Annotated in this window: 27 protein-coding genes and 1 pseudogene; 14 read left to right on the top strand and 14 right to left on the bottom strand. The window is 73.0% G+C overall.

Annotated elements, in window-relative coordinates:
* The first annotated feature begins 33 nt into the window (after positions 1 to 33).
* Together ACZ434_RS26085 and ACZ434_RS26080 are read left to right on the top strand one after the other, a co-directional pair.
* On the top strand, positions 34 to 714 hold the full coding sequence (locus ACZ434_RS26085; protein WP_468459900.1) for a maleylpyruvate isomerase family mycothiol-dependent enzyme: 681 nt from the start codon (positions 34 to 36) through the stop codon (positions 712 to 714).
* A 144-nt stretch (positions 715 to 858) separates the two neighbouring features.
* On the top strand, positions 859 to 1,548 hold the full coding sequence (locus ACZ434_RS26080) for a copper homeostasis protein CutC (RefSeq protein WP_468459898.1): 690 nt from the start codon (positions 859 to 861) through the stop codon (positions 1,546 to 1,548).
* A gap of 122 nt (positions 1,549 to 1,670) precedes the next feature.
* On the opposite strand, the gene ACZ434_RS26075 is transcribed toward ACZ434_RS26080, so the two are convergent.
* Positions 1,671 to 3,779 carry a HelD family protein gene (locus ACZ434_RS26075; RefSeq protein WP_468459896.1) on the bottom strand — a complete coding sequence of 703 codons (2,109 nt, stop codon included), beginning with the start codon at positions 3,777 to 3,779 and terminating at the stop codon, positions 1,671 to 1,673.
* Between the two features lie 274 nt (positions 3,780 to 4,053).
* Between ACZ434_RS26075 and ACZ434_RS26070 the strand changes: the two genes are divergently transcribed.
* Positions 4,054 to 4,239 carry a hypothetical protein gene (locus tag ACZ434_RS26070; protein ID WP_468459894.1) on the top strand — a complete coding sequence of 62 codons (186 nt, stop codon included), beginning with the start codon at positions 4,054 to 4,056 and terminating at the stop codon, positions 4,237 to 4,239.
* 46 nt (positions 4,240 to 4,285) lie between these two features.
* Here ACZ434_RS26070 and ACZ434_RS26065 read toward each other — a convergent pair whose 3' ends face one another.
* Entirely contained in the window at positions 4,286 to 5,041 is a 756-nt protein-coding gene (locus ACZ434_RS26065) for a helix-turn-helix domain-containing protein (protein ID WP_468459892.1), read from the bottom strand.
* Positions 5,042 to 5,274: 233 nt separating this feature from the next.
* Between ACZ434_RS26065 and ACZ434_RS26060 the strand changes: the two genes are divergently transcribed.
* The 4 genes from ACZ434_RS26060 to ACZ434_RS26045 all read left to right on the top strand — a co-directional run bounded on the left by ACZ434_RS26060 (position 5,275) and on the right by ACZ434_RS26045 (position 8,243).
* Positions 5,275 to 5,943, top strand: a complete 669-nt coding sequence (locus ACZ434_RS26060) for a DUF4097 family beta strand repeat-containing protein (protein ID WP_468459890.1) — start codon at positions 5,275 to 5,277, stop codon at positions 5,941 to 5,943.
* A 32-nt stretch (positions 5,944 to 5,975) separates the two neighbouring features.
* On the top strand, positions 5,976 to 6,932 hold the full coding sequence (locus ACZ434_RS26055) for an ATP-binding cassette domain-containing protein (RefSeq protein WP_468459888.1): 957 nt from the start codon (positions 5,976 to 5,978) through the stop codon (positions 6,930 to 6,932).
* A complete protein-coding gene (locus ACZ434_RS26050; RefSeq protein ID WP_468459886.1) occupies positions 6,929 to 7,714 on the top strand; it encodes an ABC transporter permease in 786 nt (261 codons plus the stop codon). Before ACZ434_RS26055 ends, ACZ434_RS26050 begins: the two co-directional genes overlap by 4 nt.
* A 151-nt stretch (positions 7,715 to 7,865) precedes the next feature.
* A complete protein-coding gene (locus ACZ434_RS26045) occupies positions 7,866 to 8,243 on the top strand; it encodes a hypothetical protein (RefSeq protein ID WP_468459884.1) in 378 nt (125 codons plus the stop codon).
* Between the two features lie 4 nt (positions 8,244 to 8,247).
* Here ACZ434_RS26045 and ACZ434_RS26040 read toward each other — a convergent pair whose 3' ends face one another.
* Both ACZ434_RS26040 and ACZ434_RS26035 read right to left on the bottom strand, forming a co-directional pair.
* Positions 8,248 to 9,891 carry a DNA repair helicase XPB gene (locus ACZ434_RS26040; RefSeq protein WP_468459882.1) on the bottom strand — a complete coding sequence of 548 codons (1,644 nt, stop codon included), beginning with the start codon at positions 9,889 to 9,891 and terminating at the stop codon, positions 8,248 to 8,250.
* Positions 9,892 to 10,376: 485 nt separating this feature from the next.
* On the bottom strand, positions 10,377 to 13,151 hold the full coding sequence (locus ACZ434_RS26035; RefSeq protein WP_468459880.1) for a helicase-associated domain-containing protein: 2,775 nt from the start codon (positions 13,149 to 13,151) through the stop codon (positions 10,377 to 10,379).
* A gap of 117 nt (positions 13,152 to 13,268) precedes the next feature.
* Here ACZ434_RS26035 and ACZ434_RS26030 point away from each other — a divergent pair, with 117 nt between their 5' ends.
* Entirely contained in the window at positions 13,269 to 14,246 is a 978-nt protein-coding gene (locus tag ACZ434_RS26030) for a hypothetical protein (protein ID WP_468459878.1), read from the top strand.
* A 383-nt stretch (positions 14,247 to 14,629) separates the two neighbouring features.
* Positions 14,630 to 15,343 (top strand): HAD family hydrolase, encoded by a 714-nt coding sequence (locus ACZ434_RS26025; RefSeq protein WP_468459876.1) that lies wholly within the window; start codon positions 14,630 to 14,632, stop codon positions 15,341 to 15,343.
* On the opposite strand, the gene ACZ434_RS26020 is transcribed toward ACZ434_RS26025, so the two are convergent.
* Entirely contained in the window at positions 15,325 to 15,585 is a 261-nt protein-coding gene (locus ACZ434_RS26020; protein WP_468459874.1) for a hypothetical protein, read from the bottom strand. The genes ACZ434_RS26025 and ACZ434_RS26020 overlap by 19 nt on opposite strands.
* Positions 15,586 to 15,747: 162 nt before the next feature.
* Between ACZ434_RS26020 and ACZ434_RS26015 the strand changes: the two genes are divergently transcribed.
* Positions 15,748 to 16,131 carry a cold-shock protein gene (locus ACZ434_RS26015; protein WP_468459872.1) on the top strand — a complete coding sequence of 128 codons (384 nt, stop codon included), beginning with the start codon at positions 15,748 to 15,750 and terminating at the stop codon, positions 16,129 to 16,131.
* Positions 16,132 to 16,150: 19 nt separating this feature from the next.
* On the opposite strand, the gene ACZ434_RS26010 is transcribed toward ACZ434_RS26015, so the two are convergent.
* From ACZ434_RS26010 to ACZ434_RS25995, 4 genes are all read right to left on the bottom strand, one after another.
* Positions 16,151 to 17,005, bottom strand: a complete 855-nt coding sequence (locus tag ACZ434_RS26010; RefSeq protein WP_468459869.1) for a 1,4-dihydroxy-6-naphthoate synthase — start codon at positions 17,003 to 17,005, stop codon at positions 16,151 to 16,153.
* The gene (locus ACZ434_RS26005; RefSeq protein WP_468459867.1) at positions 16,992 to 17,744 is read right to left on the bottom strand and encodes a futalosine hydrolase; all 753 of its coding nucleotides are present in this window, start codon (positions 17,742 to 17,744) and stop codon (positions 16,992 to 16,994) included. Before ACZ434_RS26005 ends, ACZ434_RS26010 begins: the two co-directional genes overlap by 14 nt.
* On the bottom strand, positions 17,714 to 18,187 hold the full coding sequence (locus ACZ434_RS26000; RefSeq protein WP_468459865.1) for a DUF2771 domain-containing protein: 474 nt from the start codon (positions 18,185 to 18,187) through the stop codon (positions 17,714 to 17,716). The genes ACZ434_RS26005 and ACZ434_RS26000 overlap by 31 nt, the downstream gene beginning before the upstream one ends.
* A gap of 62 nt (positions 18,188 to 18,249) precedes the next feature.
* Positions 18,250 to 19,683: an MFS transporter gene (locus ACZ434_RS25995; protein WP_468459863.1), complete on the bottom strand. Its 1,434-nt coding sequence runs from the start codon at positions 19,681 to 19,683 to the stop codon at positions 18,250 to 18,252.
* A 495-nt stretch (positions 19,684 to 20,178) separates the two neighbouring features.
* Here ACZ434_RS25995 and ACZ434_RS25990 point away from each other — a divergent pair, with 495 nt between their 5' ends.
* On the top strand, positions 20,179 to 21,105 hold the full coding sequence (locus ACZ434_RS25990) for a DUF3027 domain-containing protein (RefSeq protein ID WP_468459861.1): 927 nt from the start codon (positions 20,179 to 20,181) through the stop codon (positions 21,103 to 21,105).
* Positions 21,106 to 21,220: 115 nt separating this feature from the next.
* Here ACZ434_RS25990 and ACZ434_RS25985 read toward each other — a convergent pair whose 3' ends face one another.
* From ACZ434_RS25985 to ACZ434_RS25975, 3 genes are all read right to left on the bottom strand, one after another.
* On the bottom strand, positions 21,221 to 21,400 hold the full coding sequence (locus tag ACZ434_RS25985; RefSeq protein WP_468459859.1) for a hypothetical protein: 180 nt from the start codon (positions 21,398 to 21,400) through the stop codon (positions 21,221 to 21,223).
* Positions 21,401 to 21,434: 34 nt separating this feature from the next.
* The gene (locus ACZ434_RS25980; protein ID WP_468459857.1) at positions 21,435 to 22,298 is read right to left on the bottom strand and encodes a helix-turn-helix domain-containing protein; all 864 of its coding nucleotides are present in this window, start codon (positions 22,296 to 22,298) and stop codon (positions 21,435 to 21,437) included.
* A 195-nt stretch (positions 22,299 to 22,493) separates the two neighbouring features.
* Positions 22,494 to 22,970, bottom strand: a complete 477-nt coding sequence (locus tag ACZ434_RS25975) for an ATP-binding protein (protein WP_468459855.1) — start codon at positions 22,968 to 22,970, stop codon at positions 22,494 to 22,496.
* A 159-nt stretch (positions 22,971 to 23,129) separates the two neighbouring features.
* On the opposite strand from ACZ434_RS25975, the gene ACZ434_RS25970 reads away from it, so the two are divergent.
* Genes ACZ434_RS25970 through ACZ434_RS25960 form a run of 3 tightly spaced genes read left to right on the top strand, consistent with a single transcriptional unit; the run spans position 23,130 to position 24,432 of the window.
* On the top strand, positions 23,130 to 24,020 hold the full coding sequence (locus tag ACZ434_RS25970; protein ID WP_468459854.1) for a helix-turn-helix domain-containing protein: 891 nt from the start codon (positions 23,130 to 23,132) through the stop codon (positions 24,018 to 24,020).
* Entirely contained in the window at positions 24,017 to 24,226 is a 210-nt protein-coding gene (locus tag ACZ434_RS25965; RefSeq protein ID WP_468459851.1) for a DUF397 domain-containing protein, read from the top strand. The genes ACZ434_RS25970 and ACZ434_RS25965 overlap by 4 nt, the downstream gene beginning before the upstream one ends.
* On the top strand, positions 24,223 to 24,432 hold the full coding sequence (locus ACZ434_RS25960) for a DUF397 domain-containing protein (RefSeq protein WP_468459849.1): 210 nt from the start codon (positions 24,223 to 24,225) through the stop codon (positions 24,430 to 24,432). The genes ACZ434_RS25965 and ACZ434_RS25960 overlap by 4 nt, the downstream gene beginning before the upstream one ends.
* Positions 24,433 to 24,453: 21 nt before the next feature.
* Here the strand turns inward: ACZ434_RS25960 and ACZ434_RS25955 are convergent, their stop codons facing one another.
* Positions 24,454 to 24,816, bottom strand: a complete 363-nt coding sequence (locus ACZ434_RS25955) for a helix-turn-helix domain-containing protein (protein ID WP_468459847.1) — start codon at positions 24,814 to 24,816, stop codon at positions 24,454 to 24,456.
* A 102-nt stretch (positions 24,817 to 24,918) separates the two neighbouring features.
* Positions 24,919 to 25,010, bottom strand: a pseudogene (locus ACZ434_RS25950) (M23 family metallopeptidase); the annotation flags it as partial.

Here is a 25,010-nt window from a genome sequence, read left to right as displayed (position 1 = left end):
CCTCGGCGCGTTCCAGGCCCTAGCGTGGGCGGCATGACGACTCCTGCGGATGTGCACGACGTACGAGACCCCGAGCTGCCCGGCCTGGTGCTGACCGTCGAACGGGACGCGCTGGTGCCGCTGCTGCGGGCGAGGAGCGAGGCGGACTTCGCGCTGCCGGTGGCGGCGTGTCCCGGGTGGACGGTGCGGGACGTGCTGGCGCACTGCTCGGCGGCGCTGTCGCGGGTGGTGGAGAGCAGGTTCGAGAAGGGCGTGTTCTCGCCCGGGAGCAACGACCGGGACATCGCGGAGCGCGCGGAGTGGACGAACGCCCGGGTCGTGGACGAGCTGGAGCGCGGGATGACCGAGGCCGGGCCGCTGATCGCCAAGGCGGGCGGGGTGCTGGACGTCCTCGCGCTGGGCGAGTGGGTGCACGCCGGGGACGTGCGGGTCGCGCTCGGTGAGCCGGGCGCGTACGCGGGCGCGAGCCTGCCGCACGCGCTGGAGCTGCTGGGGCAGGTGACCTGCCTGAAGGGGCACCTCCCCCTGCACGCCGACCTCGACGACGCCGACGAGCCGCTGCGGCTGGGCGATGTCTCCGGGGAGCGGCCCCCGGCCCGCTACATCGGCGACGGTCCGACGCTCGTACGGCTGTACGCGGGGCGCCCGCTGGACGGGGCCTCGTACGAGCTGGCCGGGGTGGAGGCGGGGGAGCTGAACATCTTCGCGGACTGACCGGTGGGGCGGGGATCGGTGGGCGGGGATCGGTGGGGCGGGGGAGCGCCGGGCGGTCGGCCGGGCGTACGCTTGGATTGGACTAGACCTGTAGTGGATAGACCTGTCCTGTAGCAGCCGACCGAGCCCGACGAATGAGGTCCCATGAGCAAGCGTGCAGTCCTGGAGGTGATCGCCCTCGACGCCGAGGACGCGGTCGCCGCCCAGGCCGGAGGTGCGGACCGCCTCGAGCTGGTCACGGACATGGCCGCCGACGGGCTGACGCCCGCCGCGGCTACGGTGGCGGGCATCCGGGCGGCCGTGGACATCCCGGTGCGGGTGATGCTGCGGCTGGCGGACGGGTTCGCCGCGGGGGACGTCGGGCGGCTGGTGGCTGCGGCGTGCGAGATGCGGGAGGCCGGGGCGGAGGAGTTCGTGCTCGGGTTCCTCGACGCGGACGGTGCGGTGGATCTGGGGGCGGTGGAGCGGGTCGCCCGTGAGCTGGAGGGGTGCCGGTGGACGTTCCACCGGGCGATCGACCGGGCCGCGGACCGGGATGCGCTGCGCAAGCAGCTCGCGGACTTCCCCGGCTTGGACACCTACCTGACGGCCGGGGCGGCCGAAGGGGTGGACGCGGGGCTGCCGACCCTTTGTGCGGAGGCGCGGCGGCGAGGCGAACAGGGGTACGGGCAGCAGCTGTTGGTGGGCGGTGGGCTGCGGCTGGAGCATGTGCGGGGGTTGCTGGACGCCGGGATCGATGGGTTCCACATCGGTGGGGCGGCCCGCCCCGGAGGGTGGGACGGGCCGGTTTCGGCGGCGGCGGTGGGGGAGTGGCGGCGGGTGCTGGGGGGTTGAGCGGGGGGTGTTGCGCAGCCCGGCGTTTGCGGGGTGCTGTCGTGCCCACCCGTGCCGCTGGAGGCACCTCCCAGGCCCTTGAGGCACTGGGGGAGGCACGACTGCCCGCGGGTAAGGGGGCGTTACGTCAGTTGCGGGGGCAGAGGGGCCCTGTGGGTCACGATCAGGCCTGATACCGCTCGGGTCAGGGTGACGTAGAGGCGGCGCAGGCCGGTGCGTTCGTCCGGTTCGGCGTCGATCACCGTGCGGGGTTCGTCGAGGAGTACGTAGTCGTATTCCAGGCCCTTCGCCAGGGAGGCGGGGACCAGGGTCAGACGGGTGGCGCGGGTGGTCTCCTCGCCGGGGGCGATGTGTGCGAGCCCGGCGGCCGTCAGCGCCTGCGCCAGTTCCGGGATGCGGGAGTCCGCCGCGATCAGGCCCACCGAGCCCTCGTGGCGCAGCAGTTCGCGGCAGGCCGAGATGACGTCGTCCGTTCCCCCGGACCGGCGGACCTCGAAGAAGCCCGGGTTCTCGCGGATCGACGCCACCGGGGTCAGGCCCGGCGCGATGTGCGGGAGAAGGCGTGAGGCGTAGGTGATGACGTCCGTGGGGACGCGGAAACCGGCCGTCAACTCCTCGATCACCGCGTCCTGTTTGCCCAGGTGGAGCAGGGCCTCCTCCCAACTGCGCGTCGCCCAGGGGGTGGTGCCCTGGGCCAGGTCGCCGAGGACCGTCGCCGAACCGGTTGTGCAGCGCCGGCCCACCGCCCTGTACTGCATGGGGGACAGGTCCTGCGCCTCGTCGAGGACCACGTGCCCGAGGGAGTGCGTGCGCTGGATCAGGTCGGCGGCCTCGTCGATCAGCACCGCGTCCGCGGACGACCACTTCGCCGACTTCACCGAGCGGGCGGGCTTCGCCCAGAGGATCTCCTTCTGTTCCCGCGCGTCGAGCACGCCTTCCGCGTGTTCCGCCAGGAACTCCGCATCCCCCAGCAGCCGTAGCACCAGCTTCGCCGGGTCGACGGCCGGCCAGAGCGCCTTCACCGCCGCCTTCACCGCGGCGTTGCGGGCCACCGCGTCCTGGACCCTGTCGTCCGGTGCCTCGCCCGCCTGCTCCATCCGCACCAGCACGGCGTGCGCGATGCGCTGCGGGAGGGCGTCGCGGGCGGCTCCGTACCGGATGTCGCGGTCGAGCAACTGCCGGACCAGCTCCTCCAGTTCGTACGCCGGGACCCGCCAGCGGCGCGAGCCGCGCACGACCACGACGGGTTCGGTGGGCATCGTCACGTGGGAGTAGAGGGCACGGCGCAGCACCTGGGCCATCCGGGCGTCGCCCTTGATCACCGCCGCCGTCGCGTCGTCCGCACCGCGTACCTCGACATGCGCCACCAGGTCGTCCACCGTGGCCTGCGCGACGGTCAGCTCGCCCAGGGCGGGGAGCACCTGCTCGATGTAGTGCAGGAAGGACCGGTTCGGGCCGACGACCAGCGTGCCGGTGCGGGCCAGCCGCTCGCGGTGCGCGTAGAGCAGGTAGGCGACCCGGTGCAGGCCGACGGCGGTCTTCCCGGTGCCGGGTCCTCCCTGCACACAGACGCTGCCGGAGAGTCCCGACCGTACGATCTCGTCCTGTTCCGGCTGGATCGTCGCGACGATGTCCCGCATCGGGCCGACGCGCGGGCGCTCGATCTCCCGCTGGAGCAGTCTGCTGGTGGTCGCCGCCTCGGACGGGTCGGACAGGTGCTCGTCCTCGTACGCCGTGAGGTCGCCGCCGGTGTAGCCGAAGCGGCGGCGCAGCGCGACGTCCAGCGGGTCCTTCCTGGACGCCCGGTAGAACGGCTGTGACACCGGCGCACGCCAGTCGATCACCATCGGATCGCCGTCCGCGTCGTGCACATGCCGGCGCCCGATGTAGAAGGATTCGCCCTCCGCCCCCTCGGCCCGTTCCGCGCCGGGGGCGTGCAGGTAGTCGAGCCTGCCGAAGAACAGCGGGGTGTCGCTGAGGTCGGCCAGCGCCTTGACGCGCTCCTCGATCTGGTGTTCCAGGACGGCCGCGTTGACCCAGTTCGCGGTGACGTCGCTGATGTCGAGGGCCTCTACGTCCTCGCGCATGGCGCGCAGCGCCGAACGGGACGCGGAGAGGTGTGCGCGCTCCCGGGCGAGCGGGTCGTCTGCGGGCGTGCTCGCGGGACCGCCCGCGGATTCGCCTACGGGTTGTTCTGCTACGGGCTCGTCTACCGGCGTGGACGCGGACAAGGGGGTGCCTCCGGGGGGCCTGCTGCTGGGGCTGCTGCGGGAAGACCGGCCGGTTTCCGTCCGGACGGCGGCGCTCCCTGGGGGAGGCGGGCAAGAGCGGAGATTCTAGGGTGCGGGGCCGGTGCGCTCCAAACCCTTTACCCGCCCCTGCCCCCTAGGGGACGCCCCGTCCTGCCTGAGGGGTAGAGGTCGCCCTGGAGACGTAGGCGAGGGGTGCGCGGATCGGTCCTTTCGACCGATGCCCGTACCGGGGGCGGAGAGCAACCATGGAGACATGAGCGCAGCGACCCTCAACCCCAGCGCACCACCGGTCCGGCCGACCGGCGCGACCCCGGTCCAGGGCAGCCATCCGCACCGCCTCGGTGACGCCCTGCGCGCCGTCAAGGTCTTCCTCGGCGCCGCCTTCGACGTGGTCGTCCTCGGCGAGTACGGCGAGGAGGCGGGCGTCCGCCGCAAGTAGGCACCGCCCCCCGCCCGCCCGGCCGCGGCCTCCGCGGCCGGCGCGGCTACTCCTGGCCGGAAGGCGGCCCGGCGGTGGTGTCCGTGCCGGTCGCGGGTTTCGTGTGCAGGACCTCGCGGGCCTGCTCGGCGGCGCGGGCGATCGCCTCGGAGATGAAGTCGAGGTAGCGGGCGACGTTCTCCAGGCGTGTGGCGGCCGGTGTACCGGGCCCCATGATGCCGACGCCCTGCCGTGAGGTCTCGGCCACCTGGGCGGTGGACCGGGCGCTGGCGATCATCGACTGGTGCCAGATCTCGTCGTCGACGCTGTAGCGCTCACGGCGGCCCTCTTCGCGTTCCCGCAGGATGAGACCCTGGCTTTCCAGGAACGTGATCGCCTTGGAGATGGACGCCGGGCTGACCTCGAGGCGCTGCGCGAGTTCCGCCGCGGTGAGGCTGCCGTCGTCGGTGAGGGTGAGGCAGGCCATGACCCTGGCCATCATCTTGGGTGTGCCCGACGCTATGAAGACGGTCGTGAGCGTCTCCTCGTACGCGCGTACGGCCTCCGCGTCCCGCCCGTAGTCCTCCGTGAGCGCCTTCGGCCCCCGGGGCGCGGACTGTCTGCGCCGGTGGGCGCGGCGTTCGGTGGCGCGGTGGGCGAGGTCCGCGCGGTAGCCGGCGGGTCCGCCGTTGCGCATCACCTCGCGGGTGATCGTCGAGGTGGGACGGTCCAGACGCCGGGCGATCTCCGCGTAGGCGAGCCCGTCGGCCAGCCCCGTCGCGATCTGCTGGCGTTCCTGCTGGGTGAGCCTGCCTCCGGGCAACGCGGCCTCCTTCGTGGTGCGTGATGCCCCCAGCGTAGCGTTCACCGCCGATCCATTGCAACGCCTCGCGCTCGTTTGTTGCGTTAAGTTTCGCTCCGTTGCAACGATATCCCTACTCTGACCTGCACAGATCCTTCTTCTATGCAACGAACTAGTTGCCGCAACCTTGAACGCAACGTAGCGTTTCTCATGTCGGAAACACCGGCGGGAACGGCAACCAGAAGGAGCGCACCATGCAGTTCGACACCCCCACCCCGGTCTCGGTCGTCCTCGACGTCCCGGCGGGCCGCATCCAGTTCATCGCCGCCGACCGGGCCGACACCGTGGTCGAGGTCCTGCCCGTGGACGCCACGAAGAGCCGTGACGTGAAGGCGGCGGAGCAGACCAGGGTCGAGTACGGCGACGGCGTCCTGCGGATCGAAGGCCCGCCGGTGAGGAACCAGATCCTCGGCCCGTCCGGATCCGTCGAGGTCACCGTCCGGCTGCCGGCCGGCTCGCGCGTCGAGGCGACGGCCGCCGGTGCGGAGCTCCGGGGCGTCGGCCGGCTCGGCGACGTCACCTTCAAGGGCGCGCAGGGTCCGGTCAAGCTCGACGAGGCCGCGAGCGCCCGCCTCGCCGTCCTCGCCGGGGACATCACGGTCGGCCGCCTGGGCGGCCCCGCCGAGATCAGCACGCAGAAGGGCGACATCCGCGTCACCGAGGCCGTGCACGGCACGGTCACGCTGCGCACCGAGCACGGTGACATCGCCGTCGGCGCCGCCCGCGGAGTCTCCGCCGCCCTGGACGCCGGCACCGGCTACGGCAGGGTCCACAACTCGCTCAGCAACGCCGACGGCGCCGCCGCCGGTCTGGCCATCCACGCGACCACCACCTACGGCGACATCACCGCCCGCAGCCTGTGACCGTCCGCTTCCCGTAAAAGGAGAACCCCCTCATGACCGGCTTGGCCATCGCGGCGCACGGGCTGCGCAAGTCCTACGGCGACAAGGTCGTGCTCGACGGCGTCGACCTCACCGTCCCGGAAGGGACGATCTTCTCCCTGCTCGGCCCGAACGGCGCCGGCAAGACCACCGTCGTCAAGATCCTCTCCACCCTCGTCACCGCGGACGCCGGTGACCTGCGGGTCGGCGGCCACGACCTCGCCGCCGATCCGCAGGCCGTACGGGCGGCGATCGGGGTCACCGGTCAGTTCTCCGCCGTGGACGGGCTGATCACCGGCGAGGAGAACATGCTGCTGATGGCGGACCTGCACCATCTGTCCCGGCGCGAGGGGCGGCGGGTGGCCGCCGAGCTGCTGGAGCGGTTCGACCTGGTGGAGGCCGCGAAGAAGCCCGCCTCCACCTACTCCGGCGGCATGAAGCGCCGCCTCGACATCGCCATGACCCTGGTCGGCGACCCGCGGATCATCTTCCTCGACGAACCGACCACCGGACTCGACCCGCGCTCCCGCCACACCATGTGGCAGATCATCCGCGAACTGGTCACGGGCGGCGTCACCGTCTTCCTCACCACCCAGTACCTGGAGGAGGCCGACGAACTCGCCCACCGCATCGCCGTCCTGAACGACGGCAGGATCGCCGCCGAGGGGACGGCCGAGGAGCTCAAGCGGATCGTCCCCGGCGGACACGTCAGACTCCGCTTCACCGACCCGGCCGGCTACCGGTCCGCCGCCTCCGCACTGCGCGACGCGGTCGGGGACGACGAGTCCCTCGCCCTGCAGATCCCGAGCGGCGGCAGCCAGCGCGAACTGCGCGCGATCCTCGACCTGCTCGACACCGCCGGCGTCGAGGCGGACGAGCTGACCGTGCACACCCCCGACCTCGACGACGTGTTCTTCGCCCTCACCGGCCCCGCCACCGTCCCCGCCCAGTCCAAGGAGGCCGTCCGATGAGCACCCTCGCCCTCGCCCTGCGCGACTCGTCCACCATGCTGCGCCGCAACCTCCTGCACGTCCGGCGCTACCCCTCGCTCACCCTGAACCTGCTGCTCACGCCGGTCATGCTGTTGCTGCTCTTCGTCTACATCTTCGGGGACGTGATGAGCGCGGGCATGGGCGGGGCCGACCGCTCCGCGTACATCGCCTACCTGGTGCCGGGGGTGCTGCTGATGACCATCGGCAGCACCACGATCGGCACCGCCGTCTCCGTCTCCATGGACATGGCCGAGGGCATCATCGCCCGCTTCCGCACGATGGCCATCCACCGGGGCTCCGTGCTCATCGGGCACGTGATCGGCAGCGTGCTGCAGTCGGTGGCGAGCGTGGTCCTCGTCGGCGCCGTGGGCGTGGCCATCGGTTTCCGCTCGACGGACGCCACGGCCCTGGAATGGCTGGCCGCGTTCGGGCTGCTGGTGCTGTTCTCCCTGGCGCTCACCTGGATCGCGGTCGGCATGGGGCTGGTCAGCCCGAACGCCGAGGCCGCGAGCAACAACGCGATGCCGATGATCCTGCTGCCGCTGCTGTCCAGCGCCTTCGTCCCGGTCGAGGGGATGCCGGGCTGGTTCCAGCCCATCGCCGAGTACCAGCCGTTCACGCCCGCCATCGAGACCCTGCGCGGACTGCTGCTCGGCTCGGAGATCGGCCACAACGGCTGGCTGGCCGTGGCCTGGTGCCTGGGCCTGGCGGTGCTCGGCTACTTCTGGTCGGCCGCCAAGTTCGCCCAGGACCCGAAGTAGCCCCCACCCGGCCCACGCCCCGACCCGGGGGCGGCGTACTCCGACACCGCGTCGGCGCACGCCGCCCCCGCCGGCGTGTGAGTACGGGGACGCACACCGGTGAGTACCCGCGCCGGTGCGCCGGCCGCCGCCGGGCCGCTTCACTGGCCGGATGAGCCAGCACCACGCCGCCGTGTCGCCGGTCCGGCGCTACCGGGCCGAGCGGGACCCCCGGGCCTGGGTGGCGCCCGCGATCGCGACCGCCCTCGGGGCGTTTCTGCTCCCCGTGGCGCTCCTGTTCGGCGCGATGTCCGTCATGGCCACCGACAGCTGCGGCCCCGACGACTGCTCGCGGGCCCTGGAGACCGCCCTCTCCGTGATCCACGGAACCCTGCTCTTCGGCAACGTCCTCGCGGGCGCCGCCTGGCTCGCCTCCTGGCTGCTGCCGTGGCGGCGCCGCTGGGCGGTCCCGCGGATCTGGCTGGCGGGCCTGTCGCTGCTGCCCTCGGTGTCCGTCCTGGTGCTGACGTTCAACCTGCCCGCGGGATGAGCGCTCAGCTCTCGGTCAGCAGCTCGTCCGCGTCCATGATCCGGTACGCGTACCCCTGCTCCGCCAGGAACCGCTGGCGGTGCGCGGCGAAGTCCTGGTCGATGGTGTCCCGGGCGACCACGGAGTAGAAGTGCGCCTGGTGCCCGTCCGCCTTGGGCCGCAGCACCCGGCCGAGCCGCTGCGCCTCCTCCTGCCGGGAGCCGAAGGTGCCCGACACCTGGATGGCGACCGTCGCCTCCGGCAGGTCGATCGAGAAGTTCGCCACCTTGGACACCACCAGGACGCTGATCTCGCCCTCCCGGAAGGCGTCGAACAGCTTCTCCCGCTGCGCGTTCGACGTCTCGCCCTTGATCACCGGCGCGTTCAGATGCTCGCCCAGCTCGTCGAGCTGGTCGATGTACTGCCCGATGACGAGGATCTGCTGCCCCGCGAACCGCCGGACGATCGCCTCCGTCACCTTCTGCTTGGTGGCCGTCGTCGAGCAGAACCGGTACTTCTCCTCCTGCTCCGCCGTCGCGTACGCCAGCCGCTCCGACTCGGTGAGACTGACCCGGACCTCGACGCAGTCGGCCGGGGCGATGTAGCCCTGCGCCTCGATCTCCTTCCACGGCGCGTCGAACCGCTTCGGGCCGATCAGCGAGAACACGTCCGACTCGCGGCCGTCCTCCCGCACGAGGGTCGCGGTCAGGCCGAGCCGGCGCCGGGCCTGGAGGTCGGCGGTGAACTTGAAGACGGGGGCGGGCAGCAGGTGCACCTCGTCGTAGAGGATCAGACCCCAGTCCCGGGAGTCGAACAGCTCCAGGTGGGGGTAGACACCCTTCCGCTTCGTCGTCAGCACCTGGTAGGTGGCGATGGTGACGGGGCGGATCTCCTTCTTCGTCCCGCTGTACTCGCCGATCTCGTCCTCGGTGAGCGACGTCCGCTTCACCAGCTCGTGCTTCCACTGCCGGGCCGAGACGGTGTTGGTGACCAGGATCAGCGTGGTCGACTTGGCCTGCGCCATGGAACCCGCGCCGACCAGCGTCTTGCCCGCCCCGCAGGGGAGGACGACCACACCGGAGCCGCCGTGCCAGAAGTTCTCCACGGCCTGCTTCTGGTACGGGCGCAGCGCCCATCCGTCCTCGACCAGCTCGATGGGGTGCGCCTCGCCGTCCACGTACCCGGCGAGGTCCTCGGCGGGCCAGCCCAGCTTCAGCAGCGTCTGCTTGATCTGCCCGCGCTCCGAAGGGTGCACGACCACCGTGTCGGGGTCGATGCGGGCGCCGACGAGCGGCGCGATCCGCTTCGAGCGCAGCACCTCCTCCAGGACCGGGCGGTCGGTGCTGGTCAGGACGAGGCCGTGCGCCGGGTGCTTGACCAGGCTGAGCCGGCCGTAGCGGTCCATGGTGTCGGCGATGTCGACGAGCAGCGCGTGCGGTACCGGGTAGCGGCTGTACTGCACCAGCGCGTCGACGACCTGCTCGGCGTCGTGTCCGGCCGCCCGCGCGTTCCACAGACCCAGCGGGGTCACCCGGTAGGTGTGGATGTGCTCGGGCGCCCGCTCCAGCTCGGCGAACGGCGCGATGACCCGGCGGCAGTCGTCGGCCTGCTCGTGATCGACCTCAAGGAGAAGAGTCTTGTCGGACTGGACGATGAGCGGACCATTCACGCGCGGCTGCCTTTCTGCGACGGGCTCGGCACGGGCACAGCTCGGCCAAACGTCCAGTTTGCCTGATCGCGCGCGGTCGGCGCCCCGAGCGGCCGGGACCGCTTCGGCGCGGGCGGCGTGAGCTTGTTCACCGCCGGTTCTCCCGGCCGGGCCGGCCCCGGGGACGAGGGACCGGCCCGTGAGGGACACGGATCGGTCAGAAGGTCAGGCCACCACCCAGGTCGATCCCGATCGCGGCGGCCTCGGCGGCGAATGCTCCGAGCAGGGCGACCGTGGAGGTCAGGACGGCGGCGGCGCGACGAACGGCACGCATGGGACTTCCTTTCTGTTGCGTGCGAACGGGTCACGATGGTCGGCGCGCCCGTTCAGGACACCCGGTGGCTGCCCCACGGCACACGCCGCGATGCGGAACCGGCCGCAGACTCGCTCATCAGGTGGAAAACCCCGGCGTGGCGTGCATGAACCCCGCCGCACACCCGAATGGGTCAGCCGTCCTCGTCCGCCAGCTCCGCCACGCCCGTGATCCTGTGCAGCGGATACGTACGGACCTCGTCGGCGGTGTGGTCGTACGCCGTGACGAACCCGCCCTCGACCCGGACCGGGGCGATCACGCGCTGGCTCGCCGCGCCCTCCGCGTTGACGTAGCCGATCCACAGGGCCTCGCCGGTGAGCACGGCGGCCTGCATGGTGGCGAGGGTGTCGGCGGCGGCCGTGCGCGGCAGTTCGCCGGCCCGGTCGCCGGAACGGTCCCCGGCGGCCGGTTTGCGGGGGGCGGTGGCGGCGAGGTCGCCGGCGCGGACGGCACGGATCGCCGCGCCGAGCAGGGTGTCGTCGGGAACGGGCGGCCCGTCCGGGACCGGCTCGGGAGGTGTGCGCGGCGGTGTGCGGCGGGCGTCGGCGCGGCTGATCAGGACATCGCCCTCGGCGGACTCGGCGGCCGGGGCGAAGCCCATCGCGCGCAGCCCCTCCAGCAGACCGGCCGGATCGGCCTGCGCGGCCAGCACGGTCGGCGCCAGCCGGCGCAGGCCCAGTGCGGCGGCACGCTTGTCGGCGAGGATCTCGCCCAGCACCGCGTCGTCATCACAGCGGACGTACGCCGACGCGGCGCCGACCCGGAGGTGCCCGTGCCGGCGCGCGACGTCGTCGATCAGATAGGCCAGCGGCTGCGGCACCGGCGTACGCGAGCGCGCCGCGAGGAAGGCGTGCAGGTCGGAGGCGGTCTGACCGGCGTCGAGGGCGCGCCGTACCGAGCCGGGCGTGAACCGGTAGACCGTCGCGCCCCCCTTCGACTCGACGTCGGCCATGACCCCCAGCAGGTCGGCGAGCGGCCGCTCCAGCGGGCCCGGCGCGACCGCCGTCAGATCGGCCTGGAGGAGCACGTGGTCCAGCGGGTCGGGCAGCAGCGGCGCGAGCAGCCGGGCGGCGGCAGCGGCGGCCGCCGCCCGCTCCGCCGGGGAGAGGGGAGCGTGCGCCGGGGCGGGCCGGTGGTGCACGGGCAGCTTGTCGCCGGGCCCTTCCGGCTCCGCCTCCTCCGCGCGCTCCTCCGCGCGCCGGGGCGCGGGCGCGCCGATCAGCGCCCGCCCGTGCGCGGACAGGGCGCCGCGCCCGGTGACCCCGAGCATCTCCGCCTCGGCCAGCGCCCACCGTGCCAGCCGCCCCCGCGGATCGTCCGGGCCGTCCCCGCCGGCCACCGGGCCGCGCGCGCCGCCACCGGCATACCCGCCACCGGCGTACCCGGAGCCGGCATACCCGGCCGCACCGCGCCCGCCGTTTCCACCGCTCCCGCCCCGCGCGTGCTCGGCCGGGTGGCCGCCCGCCTCACGGCCGCCGATGCCCGCGTGCCCTTCCGCGCCATGAGCGCCGTCCGCCGCGTGCCCCGCCGCGCCGCCGCCCCGTCCCCCGCGCGGCGGCCGTTCCCAGGCCAGCCGGGCCAGTACCGACTCCTCCACCGGCGCGGCCCCCTCCGGCAGACCCGCCAGCAGGGTCAGCACCCTGTGCCGTACCTCCGGGGCCGCCGAGCGGTCCAGGCCCGGGCCCAGCGCCGACAGGGTGTGGTCCTTCGCGTCCCGCCCGCCGACCAGCCCCGCCGTCCGCGTCGCCGCCAGCCACGCCGCCGCCAGCCGCGCCCACCGCTGCGCGTCGGGCTGCTCCAGCCACTCGTCGTACGCCGGTGTCGCCGCGTACCGCTCGTCCGCCTCCCCGTCGGAGGCCAGCAGCCCGGCCGCGTACGCCAGCTCCACCCAGAACGCGGCCACCGGCTCGGTCACGTCGAGGGCCACGGCCGTCCGCTTCAGGTCCCGCACGCTCAGCCCGCCGGCCCGCAGCACCGCCGGACCGCCCTCGTGCCAGTCCTTCAGCAGCTCCTCGACCATCGTCAGCGCCGTGTACGCCTGCCCGGCCGCCGTCGCGTCCACAACCTGTGGACGATGGACGGCGGCCGCCTCGACCGGCGGCGGCACCGGCTCCGGTGTCCGGTGCGCCCGCCCCGCCCGCAGCCGCAGCGCCACCTCACGCGGCAGGACCACCGTCCCCGGCGCCGTCGGCAGCAGCAGCCCCCGGTCGAGCAGCCAGCGCAGCCGGGGCGCGGGATCGGCGGTGACCTGCCCGTACGGCGGACCCCACACCAGCCGCTCCAGCACCTCCACGGACTCCGCCGGCGCCTCGTCGAGCAGCGCGGACATCCGCGCCGGGTCGTCGAACAGGGCGGTCAGCGCGGTCACGGCGGACACCGAGTCGTGCGTGGACGGCAGCCCCGCCGTCGCCACGATCTCCTGGATCCGCCCCGGCGACATCCCCGCCGTGGCCTCCCGCACCGTCGGGCCCAGACCGGTCGGCGACGGGTGCTGCGGCGATGGCGCCAGCAGCTCCCGCGCGGTGCGGACCAGCCGCAGCCGGTCGTCGCCGCCCCACACCAGGGCCTGCTCGCGCAGCACCCCGAGCGCGTGCGGCAGCGCCGCGGTGACCGCCGGGTCGCCGTCGTCGCCCGCCAGCAGCCCGAGCAGTTCGCCGTACGACGCCGGGTCCGCCGCCACCGCCAGCGCCTGGGCGGTCTGCAGCGTGAACCGGTCCAGCCGCTCCAGCGCCCGCACGACCGAGGCGCGGGTGCCGGCGCGGGTGGCGAGCTGGGTGAGATCGGTGGGCACGGGCGTGATGAGATCCGGCCGGCCGCGCAGCAGCGCCGCCAGGGAGACGTCGTCCCGCCCCCGAAGGGCCTCGGCGAGGGATCGGGGGGCCGACGGGGGCTTCTCCTCGGTGCTCATCCGCCTCACGTTAGCGGTTGGGTACGTCCCCGGGGTGCCGGGAGTTGGGCCCGCCGGGCCCGCTCGCGGTACCGTCGGGCGACGGTGTCCCAACGCATCCGTCCCGGAGGGGACTTCGTGGGTATCGAGAGCGACCAGGTCGTCTACGAATATCTGAGCCGCGTCGGCGATGTCGCGCAGCAGCGGCAGCTGCCGTCGGCGGCGCGCATGCGGCTGGTCGCCGAGCTGCGCGACGAGATCGACCGGCGGCGGGCGAAGGCCGTGGTCGACTCCCCGGCCGCGGTGCGCCGCATCATCTCCCGCATGGGCACACCGACCGAGGTCGTCACGGCGGCCGAGGACACGTCCGGTACCGGCCCGAGCACCTCCGCGGCGCCCGCCGCCGTCCCCGTGCAGCGCGAGCCGGAGCCCGGCGACCGCCCGAAGGGCGTCCTGCGCCGGGTCGTCCCCCGGCCCCGCCCGGCCGAACCGGCGGACCCCGCGCCCTCCGGCGTCCCGTCCCCGCCGCACCGGGCCCGTACGGACGAACTCGGCGACAGCGCCGCCCAGCCCGACTGGTGGCGGGTGGACAACAGCGCGTTCGGCGTCGGGGACGAGGTGCCGGGGTTCGTGGGCGGGGTGGAGATCCCGGAACTGCTCAGGCCGCCGGCGGCGAAGGAGGAGCCCGCGCCGCAGGACACCGCCGAGCCGGCCGCCGCGGTGGAGGCGGACGCGGAGGCCGCCGCGCCCCGCCGGCGCCTGCTGAGACTGCCGTCCCGCCGCTGGAGCAACCCCCTGCTCCTCATCGCTGCAGGGCTGCTGGTCGCGGGCGCGGTGCTGGGCAGCTGGTTCGCGCTGATCCTCGGCTGGCTCATCGCGTACGCCTCGCGGCGCCTCACCCCGGCCGAATCGAAGTGGGCGGTCGTCATCATCCCCGGCCTCGCGCTCACCGGCGGTGTGCTGTGGCTCTGGGGCAGGACACAGGGCCGCTGGGGCACCCCCATCGCCGAGGGCCACATGAACGCGGCGCTCACGGAGACATGGCCATGGGTCATCCGGGGCGCGGCCATCACATCGGCCCTGTTCCTCACCTGGCGCTCCCAACGCCAACGCTGAACTCGGCCCACCACCCAGCCGCCCAACTCCCCTCAGCCCCCCCGACACACTCAGCCGCCCGACTCCCCTCAGCCGGCCCGGCACGCTCAGCCGTCCGGCTCCCCTCGGCCGGCTCGGCACGCTCAGCCGTCCGGCTTCCCTCGGCCGGCTCGGCACGCTCAGCCGTCCGGCTCCTCTCGGCCGGCTCGGCACGCTCAGCCGTCCGGCTCCTCTCGGCCGGCTCGGCACGCTCAGCCGTCCGGCTGCCCTCGGCCGGCTCGGCACACTCTGCGCCTCCGGTACCTCTCAGCCCCTCCGGCGTTTGAGGAGCGGGGGTCCGGGGGCAGCGCCCCCGGGGACGGGACGGGAAGGGGCGGCGGGGGCGATCCACCACAATGACCCACATGGCCTTCACGACCCCGCCCACGCCCACGCCCCCGCCCACCGTCGGCTTCGACCTCGACATGACCCTCATCGACTCCCGCCCCGGCATCCGCGCCTGCTACCTGGCGCTCGCCGAGCGGACGGGCACGTACATCGACGCCGACCTCGCGGTGAGCCGGCTCGGGCCGCCGCTGGGGGACGAGCTGATCAACTGGTTCCCGGCCGAGCGGGTCGAGGAGGCGGCGGACCTGTACCGGGAGATGTACCCGGTGTACGCGATCGCCCCCACCCCCGCCCTGCCCGGCGCCCGGGAGGCGATAGCGGCCGTACGGGAGGCCGGCGGGCGCGCGATCGTCGTCACGGCGAAGTACGAGCCGAACGCCAAGCTGCACCTGGCGCACCTCGGCATCGAACCGGACGCCGTGATCGGCGGGCTGTGGGCCGAGCAGAAGGCGCTGGCGCTGCGCGAGCACGAGGCCGCCGTCTACGTCGGCGACCACGTGGGCGACGTGCGCGGCGCGCGGACCGCCGGGGCGCTGTCCGTCGCGGTCGCCTCCGGCCCGTGCGACGCCACGGAGCTGCGCGAGGCCGGCGCGGACGTGGTCCTCACCGCCCTGACCGCATTCCCGCGATGGTTTTCGGACTATCGCACGGACCCCCGCACGGACCCCCGCACGAACCCCTGCCCCGACTACCGCCCCGACTACCGCCCCGACTACCGCCCCGACAACTGACCGGCCCGCGCCGTGCGCCGCCCCGCCGCGACCGAGCGCAGCACACCCGCCCCGGCCATCAGGAATCCGACCCCCATCAGCATGCTCAGGACGAACATGTACGTCGGAAAGGGCGTCGTACCGAGAAACAGCGGGGCCACCGTGACCAAAGTGGCCACGGCACCGATGATGAAGACAACGGCACCGGCACGAACCAGACCGTCGCCGGGCGCTGCGGAATTCGCTTGGGTTTTGTCACGCACCCCACCAGGGTAGTTCCCAGCGCAGGAGGAACAACCGGGTGACGTCTTGTCACCGGCCTGAAGACCATTAGCCTTGGTACCGGCGGGTCATCGGGCCCGCCCGAGTGCTATCACGAGCCGTTTTCAGAAGCTTTCCCGACGAGTACGAGGACGAGGACAGACGTGCCCACCGGCAAGGTCAAGTGGTTCAACAGTGAGAAGGGCTTCGGCTTTCTCTCCCGTGACGACGGCGGCGACGTCTTCGTGCATTCCTCGGTCCTCCCCGCCGGAGTCGAGGCCCTCAAGCCGGGCCAGCGCGTGGAGTTCGGCGTGGTCGCCGGACAGCGCGGCGACCAGGCCCTCTCCCTGACCATTCTCGACCCGACCCCGTCGGTCGCGGCGGCCCAGCGCAAGAAGCCGGACGAGCTGGCCTCCATCGTGCAGGACCTCACGACCCTGCTGGAGAGCATCACCCCGTCGCTGGAGCGGGGCCGCTACCCCGAGCGCGCGGCCGGCAAGAAGATCGCCGGACTGCTCCGCGCGGTCGCCGACCAGCTCGACGTCTAGCTCCGCGGCCGTAACCCGCTCAGGGGAACCGCAGCGCGTCCGGGCCGAGGGGCGGTACCAGTCCCTCGGCCGCCGCGCGGGTGAGCAGCCCGCGCACGGCCGCGTAGCCGTCCTCGCCGAGGTCGGCCGTGAACTCGTTGACGTACAGCCCGATGTGCTGGTCGGCGACGGCCGGGTCCATCTCCTGCGCGTGCTCCATGACGTACGGCCGTGATGCCTCGGGGTCGTCCCAGGCGGCCCGTACGGAGGCACGGATCGAGGCGGCGAGCCGCGTCAGCGTCTCCTCGCCCAGCGACCGCCGGGCGATGATCGCGCCCAGCGGGATCGGCAGCCCCGTGGTCCGCTCCCAGTGCTCGCCCATGTCGGCGAGCTTGTGCAGCCCGTAGTTCCGGTACGTGAAGCGCGCCTCGTGGATGACGAGTCCCGCGTCGACCTTCCCGTCCCGCACGGCGGGCATGATCTCGTGGAACGGCATCACCACGATCTCGCCCACCCCGCCCGGCACCACGTCCGCCGCCCACAGCCGGAACAGCAGGTACGCCGTCGACCGCTCGCTCGGCACGGCGACCGTACGGCCGGTCAGGTCCACCCCCGCCTCCCGGGTGAGCACCAGCGGCCCGCAGCCCCGCCCCAGCGCGCCCCCGCAGGGCAGCAGGGCGTACTCGCCGAGGACGTACGGCAGCACCGCGTACGACACCTTCAGCACGTCCAGCTCGCCGCGCTCGGCCATGCCGTTGGTGACGTCGATGTCGGCGAAGGTGACGTCGACGGCGGGCGCGCCGGGGACGCGGCCGTGGGCGAGGGCGTCGAAGACGAAGGTGTCGTTCGGGCAGGGGGAGTAGGCGATCCGCACCTGCTGCTCACTGGTGGTCATGCTGAATCCAACTCTCCAGGACGGGCGCGAGCTTCCCGAAGCCCTCGGTGAGGGCGGTCAGGGCGTCGCCGATGCGCCAGGCGGCGCGGTCGCGCGGGCCGACGAGGTTCGAGACCGCCCGTACCTCCAGCACGGGCACGCCGTGCGCGGCGGCGGCCTCGGCGACCCCGAAGCCCTCCATGGCCTCGGCGAGGGCCCGCGGGTGACGGGCGCGGAGCGCGTCGGCGCGGGCGGCGGTCCCGGTCACCGTCGACACGGTGAGCACGGTCCCGGTGAGCGCGCCGGCCGCGGCGGCGGCCTCTAGGGCGAGGGCGGCGGGGGGCCGGTGGGTGACGGTGCCGAAGCCGAGGTCGGTGACCGGCAGGAAACCGTCGGCCGTCTCCGCGCCCAGATCGGCCGCGGTGATCTCGTCGGCGACGACGAGCGAGCCGAGGGGCGCGTGCGGCGGGAAACCGCCGCCGATCCCGGCGGAGACGACCAGGCCGTAGGGCAGGCCGTCGAGGGCGGCGGCGGTGAGCGCGGCGGCCGTGGACGCGGCGGCGAGCGCCGGGCCGACCCCGGCGGCGAGGAGGTCGGGCCCGCCGGTGACCCGGTGCACGGCCGCTCCGGGCAGCGTCAGCTCCGCCACCGGACCCGGGAACGCCCGGGCCACCGCGTCCCGCTCGACGGGGACCGCGGTGGCCACGAGTACGCGTGAGGGCGAGGTGATCAGGCGTCCTTCTTCAGGCGGAAGGACCACAGAGCGGTGGTCTCCTCCTCGCCTTCCTTGATCGACACCAGGGTCGAGTCGCCCTGGGCGCCGTACTGGGCGTTGAAGAACACGCTGCCCGGGATGGTGCGGTAGGTCTTGGTGCTGGAGTCGGTCAGCGGCTGACCGTTCATCAGGATGGTCCAGCCCTCGTCGGCGACCTCCGGGTCGACACCGAAGCGCACGGTCTCGTCCGGGTCGACGGAGATCTCGTCGATACCCTTGTCCTGGAGGCACTTGTTCAGGTCGGCGGCCTTGATGGCCTCGCCCTCGCCGCCGCAGGTCGCCTCGGAACTCACCGAGTCGCTGCCCACCGTGATGGTGGCCATCGGCGTCGGCTTGTCACAGGCGGCCAGGACGAGCAGTCCGGCGGATACGGCGCCGGCGGCGGCGACGGCGCGGCGGCGTCGCACAGCGGATTGCAGCGATGTCATGGGCGAAGGCTATCGGGCGCGTCGGCCCCGCTCCCCACGTGGGGTACGGCGTGGCCGCAGCGTTACGCCACTCGCGGACGCCCCGCGTGCCCCTGCCGGGCCGAGCGGATCAGCCCCCGTACGGTGCTCAGCCAGCCCGTGCCGACGATCGCCGCGCCCACGGCCAGCCCCAGCGGCCCGATCAGCGGCATCGCGATGCCGATCGCGCCGCCCAGCACCCACGACATCTGCAGCAGCGTCTCCGACCGGGCGAACGCCGAGGTCCGCACCAGTTCGGGCACGTCCCGCTGGATCAGCGCGTCCAGCGACAGCTTGGCCAGCGCCTGCGCGAACCCGGCGATCGCGGCGAGACACGCCACCAGGACCGCGCCGAAGAACGCCGCCGCGACGATCGCCGCGCTCAGCACGCACGCGACCACCGTCACGATGATGATCTCCGGGGCGCGTGATCTGAGCCCCGCCCCGACCGCCGTACCGAGCGCGTTGCCCGCACCGGCCGCCACCCCCACTATCCCGAGCGACACGGCCGCGCTCTGACCGGACATCGGGTGCTCCCGCAGCAGGAACGCCAGGAAGAAGATCAGGAAGCCGGTGAGGCAGCGGATGGAGGCGTTGGCGGCCAGCGCGTGGGTGACGGCCGGGCCGACCGTGCGCAGCCCGGGGCGCTTGTCCGCCTTGCGGCGCGGGCCGTGCAGATGCCGCTCGTCGGCGGCGAGCAGCGCGACCGCCTCCCCCTTGGCGGAGTCCACCTTCGGCGGCAGCCGGAAGGACAGGAACATCCCCGCCACGAACAGCGCGAACGCCCCGTACAGCGGCCAGCGCGGCCCGATCTGGTGGAGGCCGGCCCCGATCGGCGCGGCGATCCCGGTCGCCAGCAGCCCGCCGAGGGTGACCCGGGAGTTCGCCTTCACCAGGGAGAAGGCCGGTGGCAGCAGCCGCGGCACGACCGCGCTCCTGACCACGCCGTACGCCTTCGAGGCGACCAGGACGCCCAGCGCGGCCGGATACAGCTCCAGCCCGCCGGTGACGACCGCGCCGGACAGGACCAGCGCGAGGAGCGCCCGGGCGAGCATCGCGCCGGCCATGGCGGCGCGGCGGCCGTGCGGGAGCCGGTCCAGGAGCGGGCCGACCACGGGGGCGAGGAGGGTGAACGGCGCCATGGTGATGGCGAGGTAGAGGGCGACGCGCCCGCGCGCCTCGTCCGTGGGGACGGAGAAGAAGACGGTGGACGCCAGCGCGACCGTGATCATGACGTCGCCGGCGCCGTTCACGCCGTGCAGTTCGATCAGTTTGCCGAGCCCGGACTCCCCGGCGCCGTGCGCGTGGGTCGCCCGGCGGATGCCCCGGGCGGTCTTGGTCACCGGGAAGCGCAGCACGCGCCCGCACGCACGCAGACGGCCGCCCGCCCGGCCCGTACCGAGGCGTCGGCCGCTCCCCTTGACCCCTTTGGGCCCACCGGTCCCGGTGGCGCCCTGGGGTGTCCTCGCGGTAGCCACGACGTTCATAGTGCCCCGAGAAGCCGGTACATAGTGCCGTATCCGCCACGGACGGCACGCGGGGTGCGGCGTACGGCGGAACGGCCCGGCGGCGGCCGCCGCCCGGGGGTGTGCCTGCCGTGGGCCGGAGCGCCCGGGAACTGCTGCGCTGCGGGGTGCCGTGCCGCCGCTCGTCCTGCCCGCCGCTCGCCGTGCCGCGGGGCGGCGTGTCGCCGTTCGTCGTGCCGTGGGCCGTCTTTCCGCCGGGAAGGCACGCCGTCGGCAGGCGCCCCGGCCCCGCGGAAACCGGCGCGCGGGACTCCGTAACAACCGTCGGTGTAGGCCCAGCGCACGCGAACAGGTAGCGTGCGTATCTCAGCCATCCCGCAGAATGGATGGAGGCGCGCCCGAGCACGTTGCGGCGCGGACGTCGACGCGGTCCCCCTGTCCGCTCCGTCCGCCCCCCGCGCTGGGAGTGGCGCACTCGTGAGACGGCGTAGGAGAGAAGCGATACCTGTGAGCGCAGCGACAACGCGAAGCCGCACCCCCGACCGCCTGTGCGCCGAGGCCGTCGACCTCGCCCGCGCCGCAGCCGAGGAGGCCGCCGCGCCCGGGGTCGTCGGCGAGCACGAGGGGCTCGTCTCCGAGGGCGACCGCGTCGTCACGCACTTCTTCGGCTGCCGCGAGCCCGGCTACCGCGGCTGGCGCTGGGCCGTCACCGTCGCCCGCGCCTCCCGCGCCAAGATCGTCACGGTTGACGAGGCGGTCCTGCTGCCCGGCCCCGACGCGATCCTCGCACCGGAGTGGGTGCCGTGGAGCGAGCGGCTGCGCCCCGGTGACATGGGACCCGGCGACCTCCTCCCCACCGACGCCGAGGACCTCCGCCTGGAGCCGGGCTTCTCCGGCGAGGAGGAGCCGCCGCCGAACTCCCTGCTCTCCGGCGAGCTGGCCGACCTCGCGGACGCCGAGGACGCCGAGGTGACCGAGGGCAGCCCCGCCGAGCTGCCCGTCACCCCCTCCCGCGGCTCGATCGCCGCGGTCGCCGAGGAACTCGGCATGCGCCGCGCCCGGGTCCTGTCCCGCTACGGCCTGCACGCCGCCGCCGACCGCTGGGAGGAGTCGTACGGCCCGAAGACCGCCATGGCCCAGGCGGCCCCGGCCTCCTGCATGTCCTGCGGTTTCCTCACCCCCATCGGCGGCTCCCTGGGCCAGGCCTTCGGCGTGTGCGCCAACGAGTTCTCCCCGGCGGACGGCCACGTCGTCTCCCTGGGGTTCGGCTGCGGCGGCCACTCCGAGGCAGCGGTCGTCCCGAAGCCCCCGCAGCCGGCCCCGCCGGTCATCGACGAGACCCGCGTGGACCCCTTCCCCCTCCGCCCGTCCCCCGACTCCGGCTCGGTCCCGGAGACGGAGGACGCGTCGTCGGCGGAGCTGGGGCACTCGTAGCGGGTGGGCGGTCAGCCCCTCACGCGTGAACCGCCGTCAGGGCTTCGTCCAGGACGGCGCTCAGCTCCCGCAGGGCTTTGCGGGCGATCTCGATGTCCCGTGCCCAGACCAGTACTCAGCTCCGTACCGGGCTGAGGGACTGCCACTCGAGGGCCAGGGCGAAGGCCTCGTCCTTCGTCCGCTGCATCTCGGGCAGGCGCCCGGGATCGGCGACGGCGAGTGCGGCCCGCAGGGCGTCGGGTGTCTGCTCGGGGCGGGGCACCAGCTCGTGTCCGTGTGCGGCCCGCGTGCTCATGGAGTCCTCCCGGGCGTGCACCGGACTGGGTGGCTCAGCGCGTCGGTGAGGCGGCCGTGCGGCAGTCGCGGCAGAGGGTTTCGGTCTCGGGGGCCCGGAAGGCGTGGTCGCAGCCCTCGCAGTTGCGCAGGGCGTGGCGTACGGGCGCGGGTGCGGCCGGTGCGTGGTACGGGGGCAGGGGTGGGAGCCGGTCGGTGAGGCGGTGGGCGAGGAGGGCCGCTGGGCGGCGCAGGGGGTCGTCCGGCAGGTCGCTGGTCAGGGCGTGGCGTACGGCGGTGGGGCCGACCTCGCGTTCCAGCCAGGCGGCGACTCCGGGGGCGAGGTGCTCGGTGTCGGTGGCGGAGAGCAGGAGGCGGGGGTCGTGGCGGCGCAGGCCGGCGAGGAGGTCGACGGCCTGCTGAAGGAGCTCCGGGGCGGTGCAGCCGGGCCGGGGGACGGCGGGGAGGGCCTTGCGTGGGCGTTCGGTCGCCGGCCGGGGGCGCGGGGCGGGGCAGTCGGCGGGGGCTGATTCCCGTCGGTGTCCCGGCTGGTTGCAGGAGGTGGTGCGGGTGACGATGCGGCCGGTGGCGGTGCGGACGCGTTCACGGCGGAGGTAGCCGTGCGCCTCCAGCTCGCGCAGGCCGTCGCTGATGCGTTTGGTGCCTTCTTTGAAGCGAGCGGCGAGCGACTTGATGTCCACGGGGGTGCCGGTGGGCAGCGACTGGATGTGGCAGCCGAGGCCGATGGCGACCAGCGACAGTTCGCTGTGCTGGGTGAGGTGGTTGCCGATCACCACGAAGCGGCTGGTGTGGCGGGTGTTGTCGTGGATGACGCCGCCGGTGTGGCGACGCGATCGAGCCGGATCGCCGACAAGGGCTGACCGGGCGAGCACGGGGACGCTAGGGTTTTGGGTACCCATCGGGAAGCCTCAGTTCCTTGGTGGTCAGGCCCTCGCACCGGGATGCCAGTCCCGGCGGGGGCCGAAGTCTTTTCGGGGTGTGTGCGCTGAGCGTAAGGGCGTCGAGGGGCCGAAAATCCAGCCGAGCCGGTGATGTTCACCCGCCCGAGTGATGACGCGCCTCGGGCGGGAGGGGTGGGGCTCGGTGGGGTTCTTTCACCCCGGTTTCTCGTCCTGGAAGGCACCGACGGCACCGGAGCTTCGGAACTCGGGTTCCGGTGCCGTAATCCGCAGTTCGGCCCAGACGGTCTTGCGCGGGAAGCGCCCCTCGGATACGCCCCAGCGGTCGGCCAACGCCTCGACCAGCAGCAGCCCCCGGCCGGATTCGGCGTCGGGGGAGGCGGGTCGGACCTCGGGAAGGTGTTCACCGCGGGTGTCGGTGACCTCGATACGGAGGGTGTCGGCGATCACGTAGAGCGTGAGCCGGAAGTCCCGGCCGGCGACGCGACCATGGGTCGCCGCGTTGACGGCCAGCTCCGCGATGATCTGGCGGGCCGGGTCCACGGACAGCCCCCAGGAACGCAGTTGGCCCGCTCCCAGTCGCCGGGCTTGGTGGGCCCCGCGGAGCGTGGGGGAGAGAAGCACGCTGAAGTTGCGGACGGGGGCGGCGGGTTCGGCAGTTTGCTGATTCACATCACTCAACATGGCCGGATCTGCGTACCGTGAGGGGTGACTTAGCGCATGCGTACGGTCACTGTCCGGTGGTTGTCCGGTGCTGTCATGGCTGTTCCGACGGTTGATACGGGCAGGACGCCGAGTGCGTCACGGAACAGGGCGAAGGAGAGGTGCGGTATGACGGCGGTCGAGACGGAAGCGGAGACGGAGACGGAGCGACTCAAGACCGAGGCGGACGAGCCCGGTTGGGAAGTCGACCCGGACGACGAGTGGGGCGTCGCGGTCATCACGACCGTCGGACGCCAACTGAAGCTGCGCCGCGAGGCGACGGGAATGCGGGCCGCCGAGTTCGGCAGGATCGTCGGCTACGGCGAGGACATGGTTTACAAGATCGAGGGCGGCAAACGGATCCCCCGGCAGGAGTTCCTGGACAAGGCGGACGAGGTCCTGGAAGCGGGCGGGCTCATCGCGGCGGCCTGGGAGGACGTGAAGAAGGTCCGGTATCCGAAGACCGTTCGAGCGCTGGGGAAGCTGGAAGCGAAGGCGGTCGAGATCGGGGTGTACGAGTGCAACATTGTCGCCGGGTTGTTGCAGACACCAGAACACGCACGTGCGGTGATCGGAGCAGCACAACCTCCGTACTCGCCGCATGACGTGGAACGCATGGTGTCCGCTCGCCTGGATCGGCAGGCGGTCTTCGAGCGCGACCCCGCTCCGGCACTCAGCTTCGTCCTGGAGGAGGGGGTTCTGCGCCGCCCCATCGGGGGGAAAATGGTGTGGCGTCAGCAGCTTGAGCGTTTGTTGGAGGTGGGGCGGTTGCACAACGTCGTGCTTCAGGTGATGCCGATGAACTGTGACATCCACTCCGGCCTGGACGGCAAGATTGAGCTGTTGAAGTTCGCGGACGGTACGGCGGTGGGCCGTTCTGACGGTGCGTTCAACGGTCGGCCGACCTCCGATCCGAGGCAACTGCGCATTCTTGAGCTGCGGTATGGCACGATCCGGGCTCAGGCTCTTCCTCCACGCGAGTCACTGGCCTTCATCGAACAACTGCTGGGAGAAACATGATCCGCAAGACCACCGCCGGGGACGCCTCTGAGCTGGCTTGGTTCAAGAGCAGCTACAGCGGTGGCAATGACGGCAACTCCTGCGTCGAACTCGCCCTCACCCCCGGCACCGTCCACGTCCGCGACTCCAAGACCCTCGAAGGACCGAGGCTCGCCCTCACCACCGTGGCTTGGACGCACTTTGTCACGTTCACCTCGGGCTCATGAGCCGCAGGAACGCCGCTGTAGTTGCCCCTGAACCGACGTGGTTCAAGAGCAGTCACAGCAGTGGCACCAACGGCGAGTCCTGCGTCGAACTCGCCCTCACCCCCGGCACCGTCCACGTCCGCGACTCCAAGGACACCGCAGGCCCCCGTCTCACCTTCACCCCCGACACGTGGGCGCGTTTCGTCCCGTACGCGTCCGAAGGGTGACCCTGGGCTTCGTTCTCGGCATCACGCGGCCTGGGACGTGAAGGTCACCGAGAGGTCGCTGTCGGGGGCGATGTCCAGATGCAGAGTGGAGTCCAGTGCCGTGGCCAGGCGTTCGAGCAGGGCGATGGTCGGGGTGGAACCTCCGTGCTCCAGGCGTGAGACGGCGGCCTGGGACATTCCCGCGCGTGTAGCGAGCTGGGCCTGGGTCATGCCCAGGTCACGGGCGCCGCTCTCGTCCTTGTCGGCCGCGTACAGGGACTTGAGGATCTTCCGTTCGATCTCGGTGGGGAGACCGTCCTCCGCGTCGGGGCCGTCGGCGCCCACCGGGGGATACGCCAGGGGCGTGGGGTCGTCGAGCGCTCCCGGTCCCATCAGGGTCCGCATACGGATCCCGCGGCGCGGGATACCGCTTGAACACGCCAGAACCCCGAGGGCAGCCGCGGGCTGTTCTCGGGGTTCTGCGGGGTGGCCTGCGCCGGGCGTGGGTCAGAGGTTGACGCCGTTGGCGCGCAGGAAGGTCGCCGGGTTGATGGCGGAGCCGTAGTTGGGGGTGGTGCGGATCTCGAAGTGGAGGTGGG

Source organism: Streptomyces sp. NPDC030893, assembly GCF_055571535.1.
Note: the sequence above shows the minus strand (reverse complement) of the source record. Positions and strands in the feature narration are given on the sequence as shown.